The 20,723-nt window shown below is 72.9% G+C and carries 19 protein-coding genes; 7 read left to right on the top strand and 12 right to left on the bottom strand.

Translation table 11 applies throughout. From position 1 onward, the window contains the following. The first annotated feature begins 179 nt into the window (after nt 1–179). Entirely contained in the window at nt 180–2,543 is a 2,364-nt protein-coding gene (locus ACGF0D_RS05990; protein WP_392874485.1) for an immune inhibitor A domain-containing protein, read from the top strand. Nucleotides 2,544–2,612: 69 nt separating this feature from the next. Here ACGF0D_RS05990 and ACGF0D_RS05985 read toward each other — a convergent pair whose 3' ends face one another. Continuing rightward, on the bottom strand, nt 2,613–4,070 hold the full coding sequence (locus ACGF0D_RS05985; RefSeq protein ID WP_392914125.1) for an MFS transporter: 1,458 nt from the start codon (nt 4,068–4,070) through the stop codon (nt 2,613–2,615). 60 nt (nt 4,071–4,130) lie between these two features. Here ACGF0D_RS05985 and soxR point away from each other — a divergent pair, with 60 nt between their 5' ends. After that, complete coding sequence (gene soxR / locus ACGF0D_RS05980) at nt 4,131–4,604, top strand: redox-sensitive transcriptional activator SoxR (RefSeq protein WP_392874480.1); 474 nt, start codon at nt 4,131–4,133, stop codon at nt 4,602–4,604. A 161-nt stretch (nt 4,605–4,765) separates the two neighbouring features. Here the strand turns inward: soxR and ACGF0D_RS05975 are convergent, their stop codons facing one another. Genes ACGF0D_RS05975 through ACGF0D_RS05955 form a run of 5 tightly spaced genes read right to left on the bottom strand, consistent with a single transcriptional unit; the run spans nt 4,766 to nt 10,448 of the window. Further along, nucleotides 4,766–5,743, bottom strand: coding sequence for an ABC transporter ATP-binding protein (locus tag ACGF0D_RS05975; RefSeq protein ID WP_392874477.1), 978 nt, complete (start codon nt 5,741–5,743; stop codon nt 4,766–4,768). Then, nucleotides 5,740–6,741 carry an ABC transporter ATP-binding protein gene (locus tag ACGF0D_RS05970; protein ID WP_392914124.1) on the bottom strand — a complete coding sequence of 334 codons (1,002 nt, stop codon included), beginning with the start codon at nt 6,739–6,741 and terminating at the stop codon, nt 5,740–5,742. Before ACGF0D_RS05970 ends, ACGF0D_RS05975 begins: the two co-directional genes overlap by 4 nt. Further along, nucleotides 6,741–7,727 (bottom strand): ABC transporter permease, encoded by a 987-nt coding sequence (locus ACGF0D_RS05965; protein ID WP_392874471.1) that lies wholly within the window; start codon nt 7,725–7,727, stop codon nt 6,741–6,743. The genes ACGF0D_RS05970 and ACGF0D_RS05965 overlap by 1 nt, the downstream gene beginning before the upstream one ends. Continuing rightward, entirely contained in the window at nt 7,724–8,686 is a 963-nt protein-coding gene (locus ACGF0D_RS05960; RefSeq protein WP_392914123.1) for an ABC transporter permease, read from the bottom strand. Before ACGF0D_RS05960 ends, ACGF0D_RS05965 begins: the two co-directional genes overlap by 4 nt. 13 nt (nt 8,687–8,699) lie before the next feature. After that, nucleotides 8,700–10,448, bottom strand: a complete 1,749-nt coding sequence (locus ACGF0D_RS05955) for an ABC transporter substrate-binding protein (RefSeq protein ID WP_392914122.1) — start codon at nt 10,446–10,448, stop codon at nt 8,700–8,702. A gap of 160 nt (nt 10,449–10,608) precedes the next feature. Between ACGF0D_RS05955 and ACGF0D_RS05950 the strand changes: the two genes are divergently transcribed. Then, the gene (locus ACGF0D_RS05950) at nt 10,609–12,060 is read left to right on the top strand and encodes an aminopeptidase P family protein (RefSeq protein WP_392914121.1); all 1,452 of its coding nucleotides are present in this window, start codon (nt 10,609–10,611) and stop codon (nt 12,058–12,060) included. Nucleotides 12,061–12,064: 4 nt separating this feature from the next. On the opposite strand, the gene ACGF0D_RS05945 is transcribed toward ACGF0D_RS05950, so the two are convergent. The 3 genes from ACGF0D_RS05945 to ACGF0D_RS05935 are packed head-to-tail and all read right to left on the bottom strand — an operon-like array spanning nt 12,065 to nt 14,966. Then, nucleotides 12,065–13,087, bottom strand: a complete 1,023-nt coding sequence (locus tag ACGF0D_RS05945) for an NAD(P)H-dependent flavin oxidoreductase (RefSeq protein ID WP_392874459.1) — start codon at nt 13,085–13,087, stop codon at nt 12,065–12,067. A gap of 50 nt (nt 13,088–13,137) precedes the next feature. Next, nucleotides 13,138–13,764 (bottom strand): response regulator, encoded by a 627-nt coding sequence (locus ACGF0D_RS05940; RefSeq protein WP_392874456.1) that lies wholly within the window; start codon nt 13,762–13,764, stop codon nt 13,138–13,140. Next, a complete protein-coding gene (locus ACGF0D_RS05935) occupies nt 13,761–14,966 on the bottom strand; it encodes a sensor histidine kinase (protein ID WP_392914120.1) in 1,206 nt (401 codons plus the stop codon). The genes ACGF0D_RS05940 and ACGF0D_RS05935 overlap by 4 nt, the downstream gene beginning before the upstream one ends. A 163-nt stretch (nt 14,967–15,129) precedes the next feature. On the opposite strand from ACGF0D_RS05935, the gene ACGF0D_RS05930 reads away from it, so the two are divergent. Next, nucleotides 15,130–16,206 (top strand): ABC transporter permease, encoded by a 1,077-nt coding sequence (locus tag ACGF0D_RS05930; protein ID WP_392874451.1) that lies wholly within the window; start codon nt 15,130–15,132, stop codon nt 16,204–16,206. Between the two features lie 73 nt (nt 16,207–16,279). Further along, nucleotides 16,280–16,963: an ABC transporter ATP-binding protein gene (locus tag ACGF0D_RS05925; RefSeq protein WP_392914119.1), complete on the top strand. Its 684-nt coding sequence runs from the start codon at nt 16,280–16,282 to the stop codon at nt 16,961–16,963. Between the two features lies 1 nt (nt 16,964). Here the strand turns inward: ACGF0D_RS05925 and ACGF0D_RS05920 are convergent, their stop codons facing one another. The 3 genes from ACGF0D_RS05920 to ACGF0D_RS05910 all read right to left on the bottom strand — a co-directional run bounded on the left by ACGF0D_RS05920 (nt 16,965) and on the right by ACGF0D_RS05910 (nt 19,469). Continuing rightward, a complete protein-coding gene (locus tag ACGF0D_RS05920; RefSeq protein WP_392874445.1) occupies nt 16,965–17,561 on the bottom strand; it encodes a Uma2 family endonuclease in 597 nt (198 codons plus the stop codon). 99 nt (nt 17,562–17,660) lie between these two features. Continuing rightward, entirely contained in the window at nt 17,661–18,371 is a 711-nt protein-coding gene (locus ACGF0D_RS05915; RefSeq protein WP_392874442.1) for a GntR family transcriptional regulator, read from the bottom strand. A gap of 216 nt (nt 18,372–18,587) precedes the next feature. Next, nucleotides 18,588–19,469 (bottom strand): NAD(P)-dependent oxidoreductase, encoded by an 882-nt coding sequence (locus ACGF0D_RS05910; protein ID WP_392914118.1) that lies wholly within the window; start codon nt 19,467–19,469, stop codon nt 18,588–18,590. A 119-nt stretch (nt 19,470–19,588) separates the two neighbouring features. Between ACGF0D_RS05910 and ACGF0D_RS05905 the strand changes: the two genes are divergently transcribed. Next, nucleotides 19,589–20,254: a TetR/AcrR family transcriptional regulator gene (locus ACGF0D_RS05905; protein ID WP_392914117.1), complete on the top strand. Its 666-nt coding sequence runs from the start codon at nt 19,589–19,591 to the stop codon at nt 20,252–20,254. Between the two features lie 137 nt (nt 20,255–20,391). Next, nucleotides 20,392–20,721, top strand: a complete 330-nt coding sequence (locus ACGF0D_RS05900) for a hypothetical protein (RefSeq protein ID WP_392874435.1) — start codon at nt 20,392–20,394, stop codon at nt 20,719–20,721. Nucleotides 20,722–20,723 lie beyond the last annotated feature (2 nt).

Below are 20,723 nucleotides of genomic sequence, written 5' to 3'. Positions count from 1 at the left end.
GTCGCACCGCCCCGGGCGGAGTGCCGAGGGGCGTCGCACCGCCGGGTGCGGCGCCCCTTCCACTTGCCCCTTCCACTTGCCCCAGCCTCTTCCACGTGACCGGTCACATGTGAAATATTACCTGCGCTTCACCGACTGATGACCCGAAGGACCCCCATCCCCCGGAAAGGAACGGTCAGTTGCGCAGACTGTCCGCCGCCCTCGCCGCCGCGCTCACCACCGGCGCGATAGCGGCCACCCTGCTGGGCACCCCCGCCCAGGCCGCACCCCCGACCCCCGCCGCCCTCGCCGCCCCCGCCGACGCAGGGCAGGGCGCCGAGGCCCCGCCCGCACCGCTGGTCCCGCAGGAGCGCGAGCGCCAGGCGCTGCGCGGCAAGGCCCTGGAACAGCTCAACAAGGGCACCGTCGCCAAGAGCGCCGGCAAGCGGGCCCCGGCGAAGGTGAAGATCGGCGACGACTACGTCCAACTCGCGCACCAGCGCACGGACAAGGTCTTCGTGATCCTCGCCCAGTTCGGCGACCAGGTGGACACCACCACCCAGTGGAACGGCCAGGCCCGCTACGGCGGCACCCCCGGCCCACGCCACAACCAGATCCCCAAGCCGGGCCAGGACGACAACCACACCCTGTGGTCGGCGGACTTCGACCGCGCGTACTACCAGAAGATGTTCTTCGACGACACGCCCGGCGCGGTGTCGATGCGCAACTACTACCGCACCCAGTCCTCCGGCCGGTACGACGTCGAGGGCACCGTCAGCGACTGGGTCACCGTCCCGTACAACGAGGCCCGCTACGGCAGCAACAAGGGCCCGCAGGGCTCCGGCGCCTGGACCCAGGGCCAGGAGTTCATCCGGGACGCCGTCAAGGCCTGGTACGACGGCGAGATCGCCAAGGGCCGCTCCGCCGCCGACATCAAGGCGCAGCTCGCCCAGTACGACGTCTACGACCGCTACGACCACGACAAGGACGGCGAGTTCGCCCAGCCGGACGGCTACCTGGACAACGTCGTCGTGGTGCACGCGGGCGTGGACGAGACCTGGGGCGGCGGTGCCCAGGGCGCCGACGCGCTGTGGGCGCACCGCAGCTGGACCTTCCCGGACGCGACCGGGCAGACCGGCCCGGAGGGCAACAGGATCGGCGGCGCCCCCGTCGGCGACACCGGCCTGTACGTCTACGACTACGTCCAGGCGGGCGAGAACAGCGGCGTCGGCCTGTTCGCCCACGAGTACGGCCACAACCTCGGCCTGCCCGACCTGTACCCCACCAGCGGTGGCGACAACAGCGTCAACTTCTGGTCGCTGATGTCCTCCGGCTCCTACCTGGGCAAGGGCCCGAACACCACCGGCGGCTACCCCGGCGACCTCGACGCCTGGAGCAAGCTGCAGTTCGGCTGGCTCGACTACGACGAGGCGCAGGCCGCCACCCGCTCCACCCACGCCCTCGGGGTGAGCAGCTACAACACCGACCAGGCCCAGGCGGTCCTGGTGCACCTGCCGGACGGCACCACCAGCACCGACCTCGCCGACCCGTACGAGGGCGGCCGGCAGTGGTGGAGCGACACCGGCGACAACCTCGACAACTCCCTCGCCCGGGACGTCGACCTGCGCACCGCCGCCGGCCCGGCCGCCCTGGACGCGGCGGTCTGGTACGACACCGAGCAGGACTACGACTTCCTGACCGTCGAGGCCTCCACCGACCAGGGCAAGCACTGGACCGCCCTCGGCGGCACCGTGGACGGCGCCCCGATCGGCAACACCAGCGCCAACACCCCTGGACTGAGCGGCAGTTCCGGCGGCTACAAGCAGCTGCACATCCCGCTGGACGGCTACCTCGGGCAGCAGGTGCGGCTGCGCTTCCACGTCACCTCGGACAGCAACACCCACGGCCGGGGCGTGCTGGTGGACGCCGTGAAGGCCACCGCCGGCGCCACCGTGCTGTTCACCGACGGCGCCGAGAACGGCACCGGCGGCTGGACGGCCGGCGGCTTCACGGTCATCACCGGCCGCACCGCCGTCAAGCAGCACCCGCGCGCGTACCTCGCCGAGAACCGCCGCTACACCGGCTACGGGGCGTTCCTGAAGACCGGCCCGTACAACTTCGGCTACGGCGGCGTCGCGGGCAAGGCCAACGTGGTGGACAACTACCCGTACCAGGAGGGCGTCCTGGTCTGGCTGTGGGACACCTCGTACGGTGACAACAACACCAAGGACCACCCCGGCGGCGGGCTGATCCTGCCGGTCGACGCCCACCCGGCGCCGGTCCGCTTCGCCGACGGCACCCTGGTCAACGGGCGGGCGCAGACGTACGACGCGCCCTTCTCGCTCAAGCCGACCACGCCGTTCACCCTGCACAAGGGCGGCGTCGCGGTGCGGGTCCCGGCGAAGCCGGCCGTGCCGGTGTTCAACGACCACACCGGGGTGTACGGCGACCCGGCGACGCCGCAGCTGACGGTGAAGGTGCCGGACACCAACACGAAGATCGAGGTCGTCCGGGAGTCCCAGGGCGGGAAGATCACCACCGTCCGGGTCGGCCCGGCCTCCTGACCCGCGCAACCGTGTGAAAAGCGGCCCCGGATCCCCCCGACGAAGGGGATCCGGGGCCGGTCCGTGTCCTCACCGCCCCAGAGCACGGGCGGTGCGGGCCGCGGTCGCCACCCCGAGGACGGTGATCGCGGCTATCCCGAAGGTCATGTACCGGGCCGAGTCGACCGGGGTGTCGCCGCCCAGGTTGACCAGCGTGCCGGCCAGTGCCGAGGTCACCGAGAAGGCGATCAGCTGGGTGGTGTTGATCGCCGCGGCCGCCTTGCCGCCCTCGGCCGGGTCGCTGCTGCTGCGCATCGCGGCCACGCTCAGGTGCGGGAAGGCCAGCCCGATCCCGGTGCCGGCGCCGAACAGCGCCACCGCCCACAGCAGGACCCGAAGCCCGGAGGCGTGCCCGGTCTGCGACAGCCCGTAGACCAGCAGGCCGGCGACCAGCACCAGCGGCGCGGTGCGGATCGCCAGGGCCCGGCCGCGGGCCGACTCGATGCCGACGCTGAACAGCTGGGCGGTGGTCCAGCCGGCCGAGGTCGTGGCGCCGAGGAACCCTGCCACCAGCGGGGAGAGCCCGCCCAGCTCCTGGCCGAACAGCGGGATGAAGTTCTCCGTCACCACGCCCGCGCAGAGCACCGCGACGGTCAGGTAGAGCCACTTCAGCGGGTTGCCGGCCCGGTAGGTCTGCTGCGGCAGCACCGTCGCCGCCGCGCGCCGCTCGGCCGAGACGAAGCCCGCCAGCAGCGCCAGTCCGGCGAGCAGGCAGAGCGCCGTCGGCCAGCCGCTCGGCACGGTCGAGCTGACGCTGAAGGCGGCCGCCGCCAGGGTGAGCAGCAGCAGCGAGGGCAGCGGCACCGGGCCGCTGCCGTGCCCCGCGCCGGAGCGCCCGGGCAGCACCCGGCGGGCCAGCGCCGCCAGCACGAGCGCGGCGGCCAGCAGCAGGACGTACGCCCCGCGCCAGATGCCGAGCTGGGCGAAGAGCCCGCCCAGCGACGGGCCGACCAGGGTGCCGACACCCCACATCGCGGAGACCAGCCCGGCCGCACGGGTCCACAGCCGCTCCGGCAGGGCGCTGCGGATCACGGCGTAGCCGAGCCCGGCGACCAGGCCGCCGCCGAGGCCCTGCACCACCCGGCCGGTGATCAGCGCCGCCATCGACGGGCTGAGCGCGTTGACCACCGCGCCGGCGCCGAAGACCAGGAAGCCCAGCACGTAGGCCCGGGCGGCGCCGAGCCGGTCCAGCAGACGGCTGACCAGCATCGAGGCGATGACGGCGGCCGTCAGGAAGCCGGTGGCCACCCAGGCGTAGTACCGCTCGCCGCCGATGTCGGCCACGATCGAGGGCATCAGGGCGGCGGTGAAGTAGAGGTTCATCGCGTACAGCGCGACGCCGCCGGCCAGGATCGAGGCGGGGGCGGCGTAGCGGCGGGAGAAGAGTTCGCGCCACCCGCCGGTGGCTCCCACGGACGGCGACTCCTTAGGGTAACTTCCCAGCTCGGGCTGGGTCCTGTCGTTCTTGGCGGCAACTGATTCGGTCACGTCCGGTACGCTAGGACTTCAACAAAACTTGAAGTCAAGACCGACTGCCGAGGAGCCGCCATGACCACCGCACCGGTCGATCTGCTGAGCGTCGGCGAGGTGGCCCGGCGGGCCGGGATCGCCACCTCGGCGGTGCGCTTCTACGAGGACCAGGGGCTGATCTCCTCCGAGCGCACGGCGGGCAACCAGCGCCGCTACCGGCGGCACGTGCTGCGCCGGATCTCGCTCATCCTGGTCGCCAAACGGCTCGGCATCCCGCTCTCCGAGGTCGCCGAGGTGTTCACCGGACTGCCCGAGGACCGGATGCCCGGAAAGCACGACTGGGAGCGGATCTCCCGGCGCTGGGCCGAGCAGCTGCGCGCCCGCCGGGCCGAGCTGGAGCGGCTGGAGGAGGAGCTGACCGGCTGCATCGGCTGCGGCTGCGTGTCGCTGCGCCGCTGCCGGGTGCTCAACCCGGGGGACGAACTCGCCGCCGAGGGGCCGGGCCCGCGCCGGCTGCTGCCGGGCGAGGGCCTGCTGCCCGTCGAGGACTGAGACGAGGGCCGGGACGGGACGAGGCCTGGGACGGGAAGGGTGGAACCCGGTCGGACGCGGCCCTCGCAGGGTTCCCCGCCGCGTCCGACCGGGGGTCATTGGTGCCTCGGGCCGGGTCCCGCGGATCCGGGCCGGGGCCGACGGAATCCGCGGGACACGCCTCAGGCCTCCGGGAAGTGGCAGGCCGCCTGCCGCTCGCCGGGCCCGGCGATCCTCAGCAGCGGCCGCTCGGTCCGGCACAGGTCCTGGGCCTTCGGGCAGCGCGGGTGGAAGGTGCAGCCGGGCGGCGGGGCGGCCGGGCTCGGCGGGTCGCCGAGCAGCACGATCCGCTCCCTGGTCCGCTCCGCCTCCGGGTCGGGCAGCGGGACGGCGGACAGCAGCGCCCTGGTGTACGGGTGCGCGGGGTTGCCGTACACCTCGGCCTTGTCGCCGATCTCCACGATCCGGCCCAGGTACATCACCGCGACCCGGTCGCAGACCCGCTTGACCACCGAGAGGTCGTGGGCGATGAACACGTACGCCAGCCCCAGCTCCTTCTGGAGCCGCTCCATCAGGTTGACCACCTGGGCCTGGATGGAGACGTCCAGCGCGGAGACCGGCTCGTCGGCGATCACCAGCCGCGGCGAGGTGGCCAGCGAGCGGGCGATGCCGATGCGCTGGGCCTGGCCGCCGGAGAACTCGTGCGGGTAGCGGTCCAGGTGCTCGGGGATCAGCCCGACCAGCTCCATCAGCTCGGCGGCCCGCTCGCGCGCGGCCGTCGCGCTCTCGCCCTGGACCAGCAGCGGCTCGGAGATGATCCGGGCCACCGTCTGCCGGGGGTTGAGCGAGGAGTACGGGTCCTGGAAGACCATCTGGAGGTCGCGCCGGTGCGGCCGCAGCTGCGCCTGGGAGAGCCCGCCGATCTCGGTGCCGTCGAAGGTGACGGTGCCCGAGGTCGGGTCGAGCAGCCGGACGATCATCCGCCCGGTGGTCGACTTGCCGCAGCCGGACTCGCCGACCAGCCCGAGCGTCTCGCCCGCGCCGACGTCGAAGCTCACCCCGTCCACCGCCCGGATCGGCGCGCCGGGCCGCCCGGTGCGCCCGCGCCGGCCGGGGAAGGTCTTCACCAGGTCCCGTACCGAGAGCAACGGCTGAGTCATCGCGACACCCCTTCCGGCACCAGCGGCAGGTGGCAGGCGGCCTGGTGGCCGGGGGCGAGCGGGCCGAGCAGGGGGCGCTCGGCCAGGCAGCGGGCGTGCTCCTCGGCGGACGCGGCGATGGTGCGGGCGCAGCGCGGGGCGAAGGAGCAGCCGGGGGCGGGGGCGATCAGCGACGGCGGGCTGCCGGGGATGGCCCGCAGCGGGGCGTCGTCGGTGTCGTCCAGGCGCGGCAGCGAGTCCAGCAGGCCGCGCGTGTACGGGTGCGCGGGCTGCGCGAACAGCCGGTCCACCGGGGCCTGTTCGGCGGCCCGGCCGCCGTACATGACCAGGACCTCGTGGGCGACCCGGGCGACCACGCCGAGGTCGTGGGTGATCATCACGACGCCGAGGCCGCGCTCCTGCTGGATCCGGGCGATCAGGTCGAGGATCTGCGCCTGGACGGTGACGTCGAGCGCCGTGGTGGGCTCGTCGGCGATCAGCAGCTCGGGCTCGCAGGCGAGCGCCATGGCGATCATGACGCGCTGGCGCATGCCGCCGGAGAACTGGTGCGGGTACTCGTCGACCCGGCGGGCCGGCTCGGGGATTCCGACCTCGGCCAGCATCTCCACCGCCCGGGCCCGCCCGGCCTTGCGGTTGGCCTTGAAGTGCACCCGGTAGTGCTCGGCGATCTGCTCCCCGACGGTGTAGAAGGGGTGCAGGCTGGACAGCGGGTCCTGGAAGATCATCGCGATCCGCCGGCCCCGGACGACGCCCAGCTCCCGCTCCCCCAGGCCGCTCAGCTCCTGGCCGTTCAGCCGGATCGAGCCGGTGACGGTGGCGCCGCGGTGCAGGCCCATGACGGCGAGCGAGGTGACGGACTTCCCGCTGCCCGACTCGCCGACCAACCCCAGGGTCCGCCCGGCCTCGACGGTGAAGGAGATCCCATCCACCGCCCGGACGGTGCCGCGCGGGGTGTCGAAGGCGACCTTGAGGTCCTCGACCTCCAACAGCTCGGCCATCAGTACCTCACTCTCGGGTCGACGAACGCGTAGAGCAGGTCGACCAGCAGGTTCGCCGCGACGATGAAGAAGGCCGCGAGCAGGGTGACGCCGAGGATGACGGGCTGGTCGGATCGGGCCAGGCCGTCGTAGAACAGCCGGCCGACGCCGGGCAGGCCGAAGATCGACTCGGTGATGACGGCACCGGCCAGCAGCCCGCCGAGGTCCATCCCGAAGATGGTCAGGATCGGCGTCATCCCGGAGCGCAGCCCGTGCTTGACGGTGACCGTCCGCGACGGCAGGCCCTTGGCCCGGGCGGTGCGGATGTACGGCTCGGCCATCGTCTCGATCATCGAGTTGCGGCTCTGCCTGGCGTACATCGCCGCGTACAGCAGGGCCAGCGCGATCCACGGCAGCAGCAGGTTGGAGGCCCACTCGAAGGGGTTCTCGGTGAACTTGTGGTACGCCGGGTAGGGCAGCAGGCCGGCCGTCCTGACGACGCCCCAGATCAGCATGATCGAGGTGAAGTAGACCGGCAGCGAGGCGGTGCCGACGGACAGCACCATCAGCGCCTTGTCGACCGGCCGGCCCTTGCGCAGCGCCGAGGTGACGCCCGCGCCGAGGCCGAGGACCAGCCAGAGCACGGCCGCGCCGAGCGCCAGCGAGATGGAGACCGGCAGGCGGTCGGTGAGCAGGTCCCACACCGGCAGCCCGTACTCGTAGGAGTAGCCGAGGCAGGGGAAGCCGCAGTGCACGGCGCTGGGTCCGGAGCCGTAGTCGCGGCCGGCGAAGATGCCGCCGAGGTAGGCGAGGAACTGGTCCCAGACCGGCTTGTCCAGGCCCATCGCCGCCTTGACGTCGGCGAGCCGCTCGGGGCTGCAGGTCTTGCCGCAGGCGGCCGCGGCCGGGTCGTTGGGCAGCAGGTAGAAGATGGTGAAGGTGATGGCGCAGATGGCGAGCAGGATGCCCACCACGCCGAGCAGCCGGCGGCCGAGGTAGAGGATCACGACCGGCCTCCCCGGGGGTCGAGGATGTCGCGCAGCGCGTCCCCGAGCAGGGTGAACGCGAGCACGGCGACGAACAGGAAGGCGGTCGGGATCAGGAAGTAGGTCGGGTCGGTCTCGTAGTGCACGATGCTCTCGGCGATCATCTGGCCCCAGGACGCGGTCGGCGGGCGGACGCCCACGCCGAGGTAGCTGAGCGCGGCCTCGGTGGCGATCATGCCGGGGACCAGCAGGGTGGTGTAGGCGATGATCGGGCCGGAGACGTTCGGCAGGATCTCCCTGGTGAGGATGCGCCAGGAGCGCGCCCCGCCGACCTTGGCGGCCTCGACGTACTCGCGGTGCTTGAGCGAGAGGGTCTGGCCGCGCACCACCCGGGCGATGCCGGGCCAGGTGAACAGCCCGATCACCAGGGTGATCAGCAGGATCCGGTTGACGTCCTTGGCCACCGACATCATCGCGATCATGAAGATCAGCGAGGGGAAGGACATCGTGAGGTCCATCAGTCGGGACAGCAGGGTGTCGACGCGCCCGCCGAAGTAGCCCGCCGCGATGCCGGCCAGGGTGCCGACGAGCACGACGACGGCCGTCGCGGTGAACGCGATCAGCAGGGAGACCTGGCCGCCGTGCAGCACCCGGGCGAACAGGTCGCGGCCGGTGCCCGGCTCGACGCCGAGCCAGTGCCGGGCGCTGATGCCGCCGAAGTCGCCCCGGGGCACGCCGCCCAGGTACGGGTCGATGGCGCGCTTGTCGAACTCCTCGGGGGTCCAGCCGCCGAGCGAGCTGAGCGGGCCGGCCAGCGCGGCGGCCAGGAGCAGCACGCCGACGGTGATCAGTCCGAACCGGGCCGAGCCCTTGGCCCACAGCTGGTCCCAGACCAGCCGCCAGGGCCCGCGCCCGGCACTCTTCTTGGCGCCCCCCGCCGTGGCGTCGGCCACGGCGGGGGGCTCAGTGGTGCTACTCATCGCTGACGGCCCCTCACTTGCCCTTGGCGGGGTCCTTGAGGCCGATGGCACCCAGGTCGAGCATGCCGGCGTAGCCCTGGTTGCCGAACGCGCCGGCCACGTTGGAGCCGACCAGCAGGGGGCGGCGCTGCCAGATCAGCGGGACGGCCGGGGCCTTCTTCAGCAGGTCCTGGTCCAGCTGCTGCCAGGCCTTGTTGGCCTCGTTGACGTCCGTCATGGCCGCGATCTGGTCCATCCGGTCCATCGTGGCCTGGTCCTTGAACTGGCTCAGGTTGCCCTGGTTGCCCTTCTCCTTGATGGTGCGGCCGTCGAACTGGAACGGCAGGAAGGTCGCACCGGAGGGGTAGTCGGGGCACCAGCCCTGGATGGTCAGGTCCGGGGCGTTCTTGATGTCGCCGACGGTGTCCTGGAAGGCGGACGGGTCGGTGGTGTTGATGGTGACCTGGACGCCGGCCTTGGACAGCGACTGCTGGATCGCCTCGGCACGGGTCTTGTCGCCGAGCGAGACGGTGAGCGAGACCTTGAGGTCGGTCTTGCCGGCGTCCTGGAGCAGCTTCTTGGCCTTCTCCGGGTCCCCGGTGGCCGGGATCTTCAACGGGTCGGACTTGACGCCGGCGGTCAGCGAGGGCGGCAGGTAGGAGGTCGCCACGTCGGCCATCGCCGGGCCGCCGAAGGCCGTCACCTGCGCGTCGCGGTCGACCGCCCACATCATCGCCTCGCGCACCTTCGGGTCGTCGAAGGGGGCCTTGGCGGTGTTCAGGTACAGCATGTCGGTGCAGCCGGTGACCTCGGCGGCCATCCGGGACTTGATGTCCGGCTTGGGCAGCACCTTGGCGACGGTCTCGTGCTGCATCCAGGGCATGTTGATGGCGTTGGCGTCGGCGCCGTCGCTGGCGATGATCCGGTCGTCGGCCTGGCCGCCCTTGATGCCCTGGGTGACCACGACCTTGTCCGGGTACGCCTTGCGGACGGTGTCGGTGGCCGCGTCCCAGTTGGTGTTGCGGACCAGCACCAGCTGCTTGCCGCGGTCGTAGGTCTCGATCTTGTACGGGCCGGAGGAGAACGGCCGGGCGTCGTACTGGGTGCCCTTCTCCTGGGACTGCGGCACCGGGGAGAAGGTCGGCAGCGAGACGGTGGAGGAGAACTCGGCGACCGAGCGCTTCAGGTGGAAGACGATCGTCTTGTCGTCCGGGGTCTCGATGCTGGCCAGGTGCTCGCCGCCCAGCGGGCCCTTGTAGTTCTCGCCGCCCGCCATGTACTGGATCGCGTAGTCGGGGCCGCCGGTGAGGTCCGGGGAGAAGGAGCGCTCGACGTTGTACTTGATGTCGGCGGACTTGATCGGCGTGCCGTCCTCGTACTTGAGGCCGTCCTTCAGCGTGAAGGTCCACACCTTGCCGCCCTCGGAGGACTTGCCGAGGTCGGTGGCGAGGTCCGGGACGATCTCGCTGCCGGCGGCGCCCGGTTCGGACTTGAAGGTGGTCAGGGTGCGGTAGATCAGCCGGGTGCCGAAGTCCATGTGCGGGACGGTCCAGTTGCGGGCCGGGTCGAGGTGGGCGAAGTCCTGGTTGGTCAGGACGGTGAGGGTGCCGCCCTTGACCGGGGTGCCGCCGATGATCGAGCCGGACGCCGCGCCCGGGCCCTTGCCGTCGGAGGGGGCGGCGTCGGTGCCGCTGTCGCTCTTGTCGTTGGAGCAGGCCCCGAGGCCGAGGGTGAGGGTCGCCGCGAGGGCCGCCGCGAGGGCGGCGTGGGTGCGCCTGGTCATGTGCAACTCCGCTGTGGGGGCCCGATCCCGCGATCTGGCCGGCTGCGCTGTGTGACCCGTAACATAGTAATGTGAAATTGCACTGCACAAGAGGTGACGCCCTCCGTTACCGAGCTGTGTCCGTGCCCGCATCTCCCCAGCCCCATCTAGGAGTTCACCGGTGACCCTCCCCACGACCGGCCTCAACACCGGAAGCCACGACCTCCCGGTCTCCCCCGCCCTCGCCTCGTTCATGGCCACCAGCTGGGCCGCCACCCCGCTCCCCACCGACCGGCGGGTCCCCGGCTACGACCGCTTCCCCGGCCGCCGCGCCCGGCTCTCCGCCGCCTTCCCCGGCGAACGGCTGATCGTCCCGGCCGGCCGGCTCAAGGTCCGCTGCAACGACCTCGACTACCGCTTCCGCCCGCACAGCGCGTACGTCTGGCTCACCGGCCTCACCGGCGAGGACCAGGCCGACCACGTCCTGATCCTCGAACCGGCCGGCCCCGAAGGCCACGAGCCGATCCTCTACCTGCGCCCGCGTTCCCCCCGCGACGGCGGCGAGTTCTACCGCGACCGCCGCTACGGCGAGTTCTGGGTCGGCTCCCGGCCCGACCTCGCCGAGGCGGCCCGACTCACCGGGGTGCGCACCGAACACCTCGACGACCTCGGCAAGCTGCTCAGCGGCCCCCAGCCGCCCACCCGGGTGCTGGCCGGCACCGACCCGCTGGTCGACGAGGCCACCGGGCGGCCGGACGACGGACTCCGCGACGGCGAACTGGCCGCCGTCCTCTCCGAGTTGCGCCTGGTCAAGGACGCCTGGGAGATCGGCCAGCTGCAGCTGGCCGTCGACCACACCACCACCGGCTTCGAGGACGTCGTCCGCGCCCTGCCCACCGCCCTGCGCCACCACCGCGGCGAACGCTGGATCGAGGGCGTCTTCGACCTGCGCGCCCGCGCCGAGGGCAACGGCACCTCGTACACCACCATCGCCGCCTCCGGCGCCCACGCCTGCGTGCTGCACTGGATCCGCAACGACGGCGCCCTCGACCCGAACTCCCTGCTGCTGCTGGACGCGGGCGTCGAGACCGACACCCTCTACGCCGCCGACATCACCCGCACCCTCCCGCTCAGCGGCACCTTCACCCCGGTCCAGCGCCAGGCCTACGACCTCGTCCTCGCCGCCCAGAGCGCCGGCATCGCCGCCCTGCGCCCGGGGGCGCAGTTCCGCGACTTCCACCGCGCCGCCATGCGCGTCATCGCCGAGGGCCTCGCCGACTGGGGCGTCCTGCCCGTCTCCGCCGAGGAGGCCCTCGCCGAGGACAACGGCCTCTACCGCCGCTACACCCTCTGCGGCAGCGGCCACATGCTCGGCCTCGACTACCACGACTGCGCCAGGTCCCGCGCCGACCGCTACCTCGACGGCACCCTGGAGGAGGGCATGGTCCTCACCGTCGAACCCGGCCTCTACCTCCAGCCCGACGACGAGACCCTCCCCGCCGAACTCCGCGGCCTCGGCATCCGCATCGAGGACGACCTGGTCATCACCGCCGACGGCGCCCACCTGATGTCCGGCGCCCTCCCCCGCACCGCCGACGCCGTCGAGTCCTGGATGGCCGACCTGCTGAGCTGAGCGGCTACCCCCGCGCCGCGCGCCACAGCTCGGTGACGATCGCCTCCGCGGGGCCGGTGCGGGCGAGCAGGTGGGCCGTGCCGGCCCAGAGGTGCATGGCGGCGGTGTCGCCGCGGCGGGCGGCGGCGGCGCGCAAGGGGGTGGTGAGGCGGTTGACCTCGGGGTAGGCGGGCGGGGCGTAGGGGCCGTAGCGGTCGATGAAGGCGTTGCGCAGGCCGCGGGCGGGACGGCCGGTGAAGGCCCGGGTGACGGCCGTCTCCGGGAGTTCGACGAGCGCGGCCCGGTGGGCGGCCGGGGCACCGGACTCGTCGGAGCGCAGCAGCGCCGTGCCCAGCTGCACCGCCACCGCCCCCGCCCGCAGGGCCGCCGCGACGGCCGGGCCGTCGCCGAGCCCGCCCGCGGCGACCAGCGGCAGCGCCGTCACCTCCCGTACGGCGGGCAGCAGTCGGAGCAGCGGCAGGTCCCCCGGCACGTCCGCCACCCGGTGGGTGCCCCGGTGGCCGCCCGCCTCCGGGCCCTGCACGCACAGCGCGTCCATCCCGAGGGCCTGCGCCGCCCGCGCCTCCCGCGGCGTGGTGACGGTGGCGACCTGGGTCGTCCCGACCGCCCGCAGCGCCGCCGCCTCCTCGGCCGTCGGCAACCCGAAGGTGTACGAGACCACCGGCACCGGGTCCGCGACCAGCGCGGCGAGCTTGGCCTCCCAGTCGTCCCGGTCCGGCTCGGCCTCCTCCGGCAGCGTCACGTCCCACCGCTCGGCCTCGGGCCGCAGCCGCTCCCGGTAGGCGGCGACGGCCACCCGGTCCCCGGGCGGGCCCGGCACGAAGAGGTTCACCCCGAACGGCCGGTCGCCGGCCTTCCGTACCGCGGCGATCTGTTCGGACATCCCGGCGGCGCTCTTCATCCCGGCGGCCAGGAACCCCAGCCCGCCGGCCCGGTTCACCGCCGCCACCAGCTCGGGCGTCGAGGGCCCGCCCGCCATCGGGGCGGCGATCACGGGCACGGCGAGGTCATGGATACCGACGGCCATCGGGGCTCCTCACACTGCGGGCGGGCACGGGGACCGATCCCACCCTACGCTCAGCGGATCAGCCCCCGCCGTCGCGCCTCGCGCACCGCCGCCGTACGCGAGTCCACCCCCAACTTGGTGTAGATGTGCACCAGATGGGACTTCACCGTGGCCTGGCTCAGGTGCAGCCGCTGGCTGATCCGCTGGTTGGCCAGCCCGTCCGCGACCAGCCCCAGCACCTCGGTCTCCCGGGCGCTGAGCGCCGCCGCCGGCGTCCGCATCCGCTCCAGCAGCCGGTCCGCGACGCTGGGCGCCAGCGCGCTGCGCCCGGCCGCGGCGGCCCGTACCGCCTGGGCCAGTTCCTCCGGTGGCGCGTCCTTCAGCAGGTAGCCGGTGGCGCCGGCCTCCAGGGCCGGCAGGGTGTCCGCGTCGGTGTCGTACGTGGTGACCACCAGCACCCGGGGCGCGCCCGGCCTGGCGGTGATCGCCGCGGTGGCCTGCGCCCCGTTCATCGCCGACCCCGGCCCGAACTGGAGGTCCATCAGCACCACGTCCACGCCCGGCTCCGCGGCCAGCTCGACGGCCCGCTCGGCGGTGGCCGCCTCCGCGACGATGGTGAAGTCCGGCTCGGACTCCAGCACCGCCCGCAGTCCGGCCCGCACCACCGGGTGGTCGTCCGCGATGAGCAGCCCGATCACGAGCCGGCCTCCGCGGTGACCGGCAGCTGCACCGCCACCGCCGTGCCCTCGCCGGGCACCGACTCCACCGTGAAGCTGCCGCCGAGTGCCCGCGCCCTGGCCCGCATCGAGGGCAGCCCGAACCCGCCCTCCTCACTGGTGCGGCCCGCGACCGCCGCCGGATCGAACCCGGCCCCGTCGTCGACCACGTCCAACGCCACCTCGCCCTCCATGTAGCTGAGTGTCACCTCGGCGCGGGTCGCCGCCGCGTGCCGGATGGTGTTGCCGAGCGCCGACTGCGCGATCCGCAGCAGCGCGACCTCCTGCGCGGCCGGCAGCCGCACCGGGTCGCCGGAGACGTGCAGGTGGACGGGCAGCGTGCCGTGCGCCGTCGTCGTCGCGCACAGCCGCTCCAGCGCGACCGGCAGCGGATCCCCGTCCAGCGCGGGCGGGGTGAGCGCCCGGACGAACCTGCGGGCCTCGTCCAGGTTGTCCTGCGCGGCCTGGCGCGCCTGCTCGACGTACCCGGCGGCGGCCTCGGTGCGCTCCGGCAGGGCCCGCTGGGCGGCCCGCAGCAGCAACTGGATGGAGCTGAGGCTCTGCGCGAGGGTGTCGTGGATCTCCCGGGCGAGCCGCTCGCGCTCGGCCAGCACCCCGGCCGCGTGGTGCGCGGCGGCGGCGTCGGCGCGGGCGGCGGTGAGCTCGTCGATCAGCCGGCGCCGTTCCTCGCTCTCCCGGTACAGCGCCTGGTAGCCGAGCACGGTCGCGGTGGCGACGGCCGCGCCGAGCGCGGGCCCGATCGAGGCGGCGAAGCCGAAGCTGTGCTGGTGCCAGGACCACGCGGCGATCGACGCGGCGGCGGTCAGCCCGACGGCGACCAGGCCGCCGCGCCGCCCGAGCAGGTGCAGCTCCAGGAAGTACAGCGGGAAGGCCAGCCAGACCCCGTCCTGGGTGGCGATCAGCACACCCGCCCAGGTGACGCCGAGCAGCACCAGCCAGAGCGCGGCCGCCCGGCGCGAACGGCGCACGGCGGCCAGCTGCGGCCCGACGGTGTAGACGGCGGCCATCGCGGTGGCCGCCGCGGCGACGGCCGCGGGATCGCCGCTGCGGTCGACGAAGACGGCCCGGGCGACGGCGAGCGCGAGCAGGCCCGCCACGAGCAGGTGCAGGCAGACCTGGAGGACGCGGGCGACGGGGGTGGTTCTGGATCGTTCGGTCGCCATCCGTCCAGCCTAAGTCGGCACCACCGGTCCGGCATCAATCAAAAGGTTGAACTCGGCGTCTTCCCTTTGATGCCCAGGATGCAATCCCCGGCGCGATGCCCCGAGGCCCCGTCGTCCAGGACGGTGGAAGGGTCGAAAACACCTGCGCAGAGGAAGGCCCAACGTGTTCGTCGCCTGGAGGGACCTGAGGTTCGCCAAGGGGCGGTTCGCCCTGATGGGGACCGTCATCGTGCTGATCACCGTCCTGGTCGGCCTGCTGTCCGGACTGACCGCCGGGCTCGGCCGGCAGAACATCTCCGCCATCACCGGCCTGCCCGCCGACCACCTGGTCTTCGGCAAGCCCGCCGACGGGCAGAAGCTCTCCTTCACCGACTCCCAGGTCACCCCCGAACAGTGGCAGGCCTGGGCCCGCGAGCCCGGCGTCACCTCCGCCCAGCCGCTCGGCATCACCACCACCAAGGCCGCCGCCGGGCAGCGCACCGCCGCACTGTCCGCCTTCGGCGTCCCGGAGGGCTCCGGCCTCGCCCCGCAGGGCGGCCGGATCACCGCCGGCCAGGCCGTGCTGTCCAAGACCGCCGCGGAGAACCTGGGCGGCCTCACCACCGGCGCCGAGTTCACCCTGGCCGGGCACCCGCTGCGGGTCGCCGCCGTCGACGGCGACGCCGCGTACAGCCACACCCCGGTGATCTGGACCAGCCTCACCGACTGGCAGCGGTTCGCCCCCGGCGGCGCCGGCCACGCCACCGTCATCGCGCTCGACACGGCGAAGGGCGCCGACCTGGCCGCCGCCGACGCCCGCCACGGCACCGAGACCCACACCCGCGACGACGCCCTCGCCGCGATCGGCTCCTACACCTCGGAGAACGGCTCCCTCCAGCTGATGCGCGGCTTCCTGTTCGCCATCTCCGCCCTGGTGATCGGCGCGTTCTTCACCGTCTGGACGATCCAGCGCAGCGGCGACATCGCCGTCCTCAAGGCCCTCGGCGCCTCCACCCGCTACCTGCTGCGCGACGCCCTCGGCCAGGCCGTCCTGCTGCTGGTGCTCGGCACCCTGCTGGGCACCGCGATCGCCTCCGGCTTCGGCGCGCTGATCGGCTCCGCCGTCCCCTTCGTGCTGGACGCCCCGACCGTCCTGCTGCCCGCCGCCGTCATGATCGCCCTCGGCGCGATCGGCGCGGCCCTGTCCATCCGCCGGATCACCTCCGTCGACCCGCTGACCGCCCTGGGGAGCGCCCGATGAACGAGCAAAGCGAAGTGACCATTGAAAGGTGCGCGTGGGCGAATGCCTCCGCCGAGCGAAGCGAGACGGGCGCATGAGCCTCGTACTGGACCGCATCACCCTGACCTACCCGGACGGCGACGGCCGCCTCACCGCCCTCGACGAGGTCTCGCTGACCGTCCCCAAGGGCTCGCTCACCGCCGTCGTCGGCCCCTCCGGCTCCGGCAAGTCCAGCCTGCTGGCGGTGGCCGCCACCCTGATCAGCCCGGACTCCGGGCAGGTCGTCATCGACGGCACCGACACCACGGGCCTCAGCCGGGCGGACCTCACCGCGCTGCGCCGCAGCAGGATCGGCATCGTCTTCCAGCAGGCCAACCTGCTGCCCTCGCTCACCGCCGTGGAGCAGCTGCAGGTGATGGCCCACCTCGACGGCCGCCCCCCGCGCAGCGCCCTGCCCCGCGCCCTGGAGCTCCTGGACGCCGTCGGCCTGCGCGACCAGGCCGCCCGCCGTCCCCACCAGCTCTCCGGCGGCCAGCGTCAGCGGGTCAACATCGCCCGCGCGCTGATGAACGACCCCACGGTGCTCCTGGTGGACGAACCCACGAGCGCCCTCGACCACGAACGCGGCGCCGCCGTCCTCGACCTGATCACCGACCTCACCCACCGCCGGGCCACCGCCACCGTCCTGGTCACCCACGACCGCACCCACCTGACGGCCGTCGACCAGATCGCCGAGGTCCACGACGGCCGGCTGACGCTGCCCGCGGCGGCGGTCTGACCTACTTCTTGGCCGTCAGCACGTCGTCCACCGAGAGCGTCACCGACGCTCCGATCGACTCCGGCAGGGTGAAGGACTGCCCCGGGTGGTGGACGGCGTGCACGCGGTACTCGCCGTCCCGCGGGTCGGTCAGGACCATGACCTTCAGGTTCTTGCGGTCGACGATGGCGTAGACGGGCACTCCGGCTTCCGCGTACAAGGTCGGCTTGATCTTGAGATCGGTCAGGTGGTTCGAGGAGGTCACCTCCACCACCAGCCTGAAGATCGCCGGGTCGTAGCAGTTGCGCTCGATCAGGTGGTCCGCGTAGTCGGCATCGACGATCGACATGTCGGGAACGGCGTAGTCCGATGGCCCCTGGGGCAGCCAGAGGCCGATCCCCTGGATCACACGGGTCGTATCGCCGTGGAGGCCCGCCATGAGGAACGGAACGCTCATGCTGGTGAGAGAGTCACCGTGCTGGCCGTCTGCGGGCGGCGTCACTGTGATCTGTCCTCCGAGGATCTCGACCCGGTGCCCCACAAGCTGCTGGGAGACCAGCTCTGCGGATTCGAGCAGCGTCAGCTGCTCGAAGGGCTCTTCCACTGCTGCGGCGGACATGGATTTCCTCCTGGCTGCCGATGTCGAGAGCATCATCGTAGAACCCGGGCATCTCCCGACGCCCGATCCTCACTCTTCACCCGAACGAGCGGTTTGCCCCTACCTGGACCGCAGGCGCAGGGCCGAGGGCTCCGGCTCGGCGGGCTTCTCCTCGCCGGCCCACAGGGAGCGGACGTGGCTGAGGTGGCGGGTCATGCAGGCCTCCGCCCCGGCGGAGTCGCCGGCGAGCAGCAGGTCCAGCAGCTCCAGGTGCTCCTGGGCCGAGGAGACCAGCTCGCCGCGCTCGTCGAGCCGGTTGAGGCCGTACAGGCGCGAGCGCTTGCGCAGGTCGCCGACGACCTCGACCAGCCGGCTGTTGCCGGCCAGGCCCAGGAGGTCCAGGTGGAACTGGCGGTCGGCCTCCAGGTAGCCGATCAGGTCGTGCTTGCCGGCCGCCGCGACGATCGCCTCGGCCTGCGGGCGCAGCCGCTCCAGCTGCTCCTTGGTGGCGGTGCGGGCCACCCGGCCGACGGTCGGGACCTCGATCAGGGCGCGGATCTCGGTGAAGTCGTCGAGGTCGCGGTCGGTCAGCTCGGTGACCCGGAAGCCCTTGTTGCGGACGGCCTCGACCAGGCCCTCGCGGGCGAGGTCGAGCATGGCCTCGCGGACCGGCGTCGCGGAGACGCCGAAGTCGGCGGCGAGCGCGGGTGCGGAGTAGACCACGCCGGGGCGCAGTTCGCCGGAGATCAGGGCCGCCCGGAGTGCGTGGGCGACCTGGTCGCGAAGCCGCTCCTGTACGGAGATCAGGGTGCGGGATTTGAGGTCGGCCATGGTGTTCCTCCGGGTGGGTGCAGAACACCAGCGTACAATGTCACGTTACGTTGCGTGCGCAACAGCCAGTGATTCGAACACCCGTCACCAGCCCGTCGCGAGCCCGCCGCGACGACCCCTCGCACCCCCCGAAAGCCATGGTGGCAGCGGCCGTCGGCCGTGACAACGGCCGACGGCACACGATCTTCAGGCCCACCTCCGGACCCGCACGGAGGGCTACGCCCGGCGGAACCGCCCCACCAGCGTGCTCAGGCTCGCCGCGCCGTTCCCGGCCTCGACACCCCGCCGGACCGCCTCCGCCAGGACGGCCGGCAGCGCGCCGTCCACCCCGGAGGCCTCCGCGGTGTGCCGGACGTGCTCGATGCTCGCCAGCGCCATCGCCAGCCGGTCGACGTCCCCGCGGTGGTCCCCGGCGGTGATCCGCGGTGCGTAGAACGCCTGGAAGCCGGGCATCGAGGCGGCGGTCGAGCTCAGGTACGGCAGGAACTCCTCGGCCGGGATCCCGTTGGCCTCGGCGATCGCCGTGGCGTGCAGGTAGCCGACCATCGAGGTCCAGAACAGGTCCATCTGGATCTGGTAGTACAGCTGCGCCAGCCCGGGGTCGTCGCCCCGGTAGTCGGCCCCGGTGAGCACCTCCAGGGCGGCCCGGTGCCGCCGGAACGGCTCGACCGGGCCGCTGTAGAAGGTGGACGACCCGGGGTTGCCGATGCCCGACGGCGGCACCTGCACCCCTCCGGTCAGGTGGACGGCGCCGAGCTCGGCCAGCCGGCGGGCGGCTTCGCGGGCCCGCCCGGGGGTGTCCGAGCTGAGGTTGGCGACGACCTTCCCCCGCAGTGCCGGCTCGACCGCCTCCAGCACCTCGAACACCGCGTCGTAGTCGGTGAGGCTGAGCACCACCAGTTCGTTCGCCGCCACCGCCGCCTCGGCGCCGGGCGCCAACCGCGCGCCCCGGGCGACGAGTTCCCCGGCCCGCGCGGCCGTGCGGTTCCACACCGTGACCTCGTACCCGGCGTCCAGGAACGCCCCGGCCATGGCCTGCCCCATCGGGCCGAGCCCGATCACCGTCACGGACCGCTTCGACTGCCGCTCAACGGACATGCGTCTTCCCCTCCACTGGACCGATCCTCTGGAACGAACGCTCTATTCAGAGCGCCGGGCCGACGCTAGCACAGGACTGGAACGAACGCTCTACTCAGAATCTCGGCTAGGATCGCGGCGTGAAGACGCCCGAGAGAGCCGACGCGAAGACCGGCCCGAAGGCCGGCCCGAAGACCGGCGCCGGCACCAGTGCGACGGCCGAGGCGAAACCCGGCACCCGCGAGCGGATCGTCCGGGCCACCTCCCGGCTGCTGCAGCGCCAGGGGTACGAGGGCACCGGGATCAAGCAGATCTCCCGCGAGGCCGAGGCCACCCTCGGCTCCGTCTACCACTTCTTCCCCGGCGGCAAGCAGGAGCTGGCCGCCGAGGCGATCCGGCACGGCGACGAGGAGTTCGCCGTCCTGCTGCGCGCCGGGCTCGGCTCCTCGCCGGACCTGGGCACGGCGATGACCTCCTGCACCCGGCTGCTCGCCACCGAACTGCGCAGGTCCGACTGGCAGGACGGCTGCCCGATCACCAGCACCGCCCTGGAGACGGTCGGCCGGGCGCCGGTGATCGAGGAGGCGGTCGCCGAGGCCTTCGCCAACTGGCGGGCCCTCGTGACGGACCGGCTGCGCGCCGCCGGTATCCGCGAGGAGGACGCCCGCGAGCTGGCCGGCACGGTGATCGGCGCCCTGGAGGGCGCCGAGCTCGCCGCCCAGGTCGCCCGCAGCGAGGAGCCGCTGCTGGTCACCGGCAAGCACCTGGCCCGGCTGGTCACCGCCTACGCCGCCGACCGGGCCTGACACCGGGGCACCGGACACCGGACACCGGGCCAGCGAACCCGGCCGGGAAAACGCGAGGAGCCGGCGCAGCGGGGGATCCCTTCCCGCTGCGCCGGCTCCGGTTCCACGACTCCCGACCACCGACAGGAGTAACGGACGTGGGAATCGACATGGCGCTGTACGACGGCCGCCCGAACGACGGCCGCCGCACCCGCCCCCGGATGCTGCACCTTTCGAGCCCCGGCGAGGCCCTCACCATCGCCCTGGCCCGGCACACCGATCCGGCGCACCACCGGCTCGGCCGGATCGACCCGTACGGCGACACGCTGTTCAACGAACAGGACGCCGGCGCCGCCTTCGAGGAGGCCACCGCGCTGCTCGCCCGCTGCACCACCGAGGAGCAGCGGGCGGCCGTCCGCGACCTGCGTAACCTGCTCGCCAACTGTGCCGCCATTCCGGGCAGTTGGCTGGCCTTCCACGGAGACTGAGC

Source organism: Kitasatospora sp. NPDC048298, assembly GCF_043201465.1.
Taxonomy (GTDB): domain Bacteria; phylum Actinomycetota; class Actinomycetes; order Streptomycetales; family Streptomycetaceae; genus Kitasatospora.
This window is presented reverse-complemented; position numbering and strand designations above follow the sequence as displayed.